Raw genomic sequence first — 276 nt, 5'->3', positions numbered from 1 at the left:
AGCATGGCTTGACCAATCACATCACCAGCAACGCCACCAGCGGAAAACACAAACATATCGTCGGCATTCATACTGACCAGTGCAGCCAAAGCCAGCAGCATCAAAATAAACCCGATAATTCTTAGTCCAACTGAAAAATAATCTATTTCGAACAATCGATGGGCACGATTAAAAATAAACCACCCTGTGGTGGCAATCATAATAGGAATTAAAAAGGCGATGAACCCAAAAAAATAAAACAACACGTCCGCAGTCCAAGCTCCGACAGCGCCGGTC

General features: G+C 44.2%; 1 protein-coding gene. It reads right to left on the bottom strand.

The genetic code is table 11. From position 1 onward, the window contains the following. The coding region (locus AAEY78_RS12945) for a DNA translocase FtsK 4TM domain-containing protein (protein WP_352339722.1) at positions 1 to 276 on the bottom strand (276 nt) is incomplete at both ends.

Origin of the sequence: Psychrobacter sp. 16-MNA-CIBAN-0192 (genome assembly GCF_040309565.1) — a bacterium.
Taxonomy (GTDB): Bacteria; Pseudomonadota; Gammaproteobacteria; order Pseudomonadales; family Moraxellaceae; genus Psychrobacter.
The sequence above is the reverse complement of the archived record's forward strand: the minus strand, read 5'-3'. Positions and strand labels throughout refer to the sequence as shown.